We start from the raw sequence: 277 nt of genomic DNA, 5'->3' as shown, positions 1-277 counted from the left end.
CCCGCAACTGCTCCTTGGGCGCACGCCCGACGGAGTGCGCGCTGGTTTTATTCAGGACGACTCTCGGGGAGGCCTGCGGAACGGCTGTCCGGAGCTCGGCGAGCCCTCTGACGAGTCTGGGAATGCCAATGGAATCGGCTGCACCCACGGCGAAAACGACGTCGGCAAGCTCCAGGCTTCGAAGAGTTGCGGCGTTCCGCCGTGGCGCCATGGTGTCGAAGCTCAGTTCTTCGTCGGATTCCAAGCAAAACCCCGTATCCACTACGACGATCTCCGC

The 277-nt window shown here is 63.2% G+C and carries 1 protein-coding gene; it reads right to left on the bottom strand.

Annotation, left to right across the window (positions count from 1 at the left end; translation table 11 throughout):
• Window positions 1–277, bottom strand: a 277-nt coding sequence (locus SB679_RS23995) for a hypothetical protein (protein ID WP_410704748.1), incomplete at both ends; no start/stop codon positions are given.

This window comes from Chryseobacterium sp. SIMBA_029 (assembly GCF_046535275.1).
In the GTDB taxonomy this organism is placed as follows: Bacteria; Bacteroidota; Bacteroidia; order Flavobacteriales; family Weeksellaceae; genus Chryseobacterium.
The sequence above is the reverse complement of the archived record's forward strand: the minus strand, read 5'-3'. Positions and strand labels throughout refer to the sequence as shown.